We start from the raw sequence: 3,315 nt of genomic DNA on the forward strand, positions 1-3,315 counted from the left end.
AACCCTTATATAGAAAGGCATTTAGCGATTTTTGTCAATTGTTTTTTATCTAGAGCGAACTAATCAATTAAGTCTCTTGCCAGATAAGGATTTAGTCGATTTATGCCCCCCTATCGAACCATAACAAGTAACGAAGAGCCGTAAATCTGGATAATCTTGATGATTTTTGACATTTTCTGCGATCGCATCTGTGATTAAATACTCTTTGTATTTCTTTAATTTTGACCCAGAGACATATTTCCCCATCCCATCCCCATCACCGAGGACAATTACCCACCAATCGGCTGGACTTCCTTCGCCAAATTTTGCTTTTTTATGCGCTTCTTCAACTAAACTTCTTAATGTTGCTGTTTCTTGAGCGTTACAATTCATGTCATCAGCTAACCATTTACTGGAAAACATGACTCCATTAAAATTCTGTCCATTCCTATTTTCTGGATTAATTTGCCGATCAACTTTTGGTATCTGATAAGGACGACCACGAGTACGGGAGGCAAAAGTGTCTGCTTTGTTAGGTAATTGTTGGTTAATAAGTGTGTTAAGACAATTCCAATATTTTCGTGTTTTTTGTCCTCCTTTTTTAAAATCTTCGCAAGTAAATCTTGCAGCAGCAATAGAACTTAAATTAGGAAACCGAATTAAATTATCGTAGTTAGTATCATCTTCTTGCCCTAGATTAATTCCCAAAGATTCAGCAACTCCCCCATATCGCCAAGCCATGCGTTTTGTTAATTCGATCGCATTCAATTTTTCTGAGCCATTAAATAACCCTGGATAAACTTCAGCCATTAATCGCCAAAATAGACCCATTGATCGAGCCGAAAGTCCACCTCCATTTTTAAACTGCCCATGATAATGTAATTGGGGATGGACTGCGCTAAACTGACCCGATAAAGTGGAACGTTCCCCAGGTGCTGTAGGAATTGCCCAAGTGCGAGTATTTTTTACGGCTTGAATAGACTGTCCCAAACGAGCTTGTAATGCCCCCCACCAAGTACCAGTATTTATCTGTTCGTAAAGGTTTTCTTCGGCTGTTGTAGGTAGAGATTCAGCTAAATGAGGAGGAGCGATCGCATTTTGTGCTTGTTTCCATTGCTGATAATTTTCCTCTGTGGGATTAATAGTTAATGGCTGCTCTGGATTGCCTAGAGGCATTGCAGTCCAGTAAGTTTCCCAAGTTTTCTCTATTTGTGCTTCCCAGAGTTTATTCCACTCCCAACAACTACCATGATGTCCTATCTGCCATTTTTTTAAATCTCGTTTACATATTTCTTGTTCGCTTAAAAACTCTTTTAATAATATTTCATCTATTTTCTGGTGATTTTTAGTATCTTTAAGAAACTCTAGGGTTCGTTTTTTGATATCTTCCCTAACTTTTTTGGCAATCTCTGACCATTCTTCTCTTAAACATTTTTTTAATTTCTCTCCCAATTCTCTAGCTGCTTCTTTACCAGGAACTAAAGCCATAATCACATTAGGAAATCCAGCCGTACTTAAACTTGTAGAGATGCCATTATCAAATCTACCAACTGGAGATATTCCGTCTTGAAAAGAAGCAAAATTAGCCGCAAAATCTGGATATTTTTTAACAATTAAAGCATCGATAATTTCTTGACTCCAAAGAGAAGGAGTAATCACAGCATCAGACCCATAAGTTTCGGCAATATACCAACAGAGTTTAACACTGAGATAGTGCAGTAGATAGGAACCTGCCCAAAAATCGACAAATTTTCGGGATGCTTTGATAAATTCTTGTACTGGGGAGAAGGTAAAGAGAAAAAGATAGGGATGTTGGGATTTACCTCCTTCTTGCCAATGTTCGGGATACATCGCCCCAACTAGAGCGGAAACTGTACTTTTGTAGCTATGTAGGGGACAATCAGGAAGGATGCTGTGAGCAGGATAGAGGAAAAAATCCTTCTGGTTTTGTCGGATGAGTTCGGGATAAAATCGCCAAAACCACCAAAATAGTTTTTCTATATCCGTTTCTGAGGTAATTTCTGCGGGAATTTCTGGTCTTGAGTCTTGTGAAGTAATATTTCGAGTTTGTCCACTGATGGGATGTTTCACGCTATTAATATTAGTGCCTTGAGCCTCTCCTAGATTAACGCGATCAGAGGAACTAGCTATTTGCAGGGGTAACTCTTCTATCTGTCCTTGTAACTCTTCTGGGTGAATAGACTGTAATTGTTGCAAAATAGATTTGTCTTCTAGCAAGGCACAAAGTTTACGAAAATAGAAATTTGTTGAATTAATAGGGGACTCTGATTTTGGCATAATCATAAATTGCTAAGGCCTCTCTTTAAACTTTATCACGAAAACAAAGATAGTTAAGCAAAATAATTGATTAACTATAGCATCTGACAGGCGGACAAGCGAGCTAGAAAACTTGCCAACAAAGGCTTCTGGCTGGGAGCATCTCATTTATGCAAGTGAGTAATTATACTTGTCCCTAAAACTGGTTTCCAGCAAGGCTTTCAAAATAGCTTGACATAAAGATTTAGGGGTTATAAAGGTGAGATGCTCTCGATCGCATAGGCATTAGCGTAGAACAAATTCTATTGTTTCATGCCGATGGAATGGGGGGGTTCTCAACATTTTTCGCGGGTTAGACACAATGGCTGAAAATCTAGAGTTTTCGTTGAGGTGCGTCGATGCTTTGTCCAGCAAGGCTTTGAGCCTCATGACTGAGGTAACTATTGAGAATTATTATTAATAATGTCTATGCTTTTCAATACCCCACGAAAAATTGCTGTACAATCCTTATACAGCCTAGTTTTGCAAAGCTAGTCTTTTAACTTCTTAGCAAGTTTAATTAATGGAAACAGGAGAAGGTGGAGAAAGAATGAAGCATTCCCGTCTTTTAACTTCTTAGCAAGTTTAATTAATGGAAACTTCAAGTAAGGCTCGAAGTACCTCGACTAAGGTCTCTTCTTTTAACTTCTTAGCAAGTTTAATTAATGGAAACGGAACTCAAGGAAGTTGACCCCGTCTATTTCCTCAAATCTTTTAACTTCTTAGCAAGTTTAATTAATGGAAACACGATAATTCTTAATCGTATCGAAAACTGCCTCCACATGCGGCTTTTAACTTCTTAGCTAGTTTAATTAATGGAAACGTTTAAACGCCTTCACCGCTTTTGCCAGTCCCCATCCGAAGCTTTTAACTTCTTAGCAATTTTAATTAATAGAAACCTCTATTTCTTCAAGAAGTAAGTCTAATTTTGCGTTCTTTTAACTTCTTAGCAAGTTTAATTAATGGAAACAGAACAATTAATCGATTGACTTTTATCCAATTTTCCCAGTCTTTTAACTT

Annotated in this window: 1 pseudogene and 1 CRISPR repeat array; the pseudogene reads right to left on the reverse strand. The window is 37.8% G+C overall.

Annotation, left to right across the window (positions count from 1 at the left end):
* Positions 1–1,389: 1,389 nt before the first annotated feature.
* Positions 1,390–2,283: pseudogene (locus tag PX482_RS27695) on the reverse strand (type III-B CRISPR-associated protein Cas10/Cmr2); the annotation flags it as partial.
* 507 nt (positions 2,284–2,790) lie between these two features.
* A CRISPR array of direct repeats spans positions 2,791–3,265; the repeat unit is 36 nt; unit sequence TCTTTTAACTTCTTAGCAAGTTTAATTAATGGAAAC.
* The last annotated feature ends 50 nt before the right edge of the window (positions 3,266–3,315 follow it).

Origin of the sequence: Microcystis sp. M53602_WE12, from assembly GCF_030065455.1 — a bacterium.
Lineage (GTDB): Bacteria > Cyanobacteriota > Cyanobacteriia > Cyanobacteriales > Microcystaceae > Microcystis > Microcystis aeruginosa.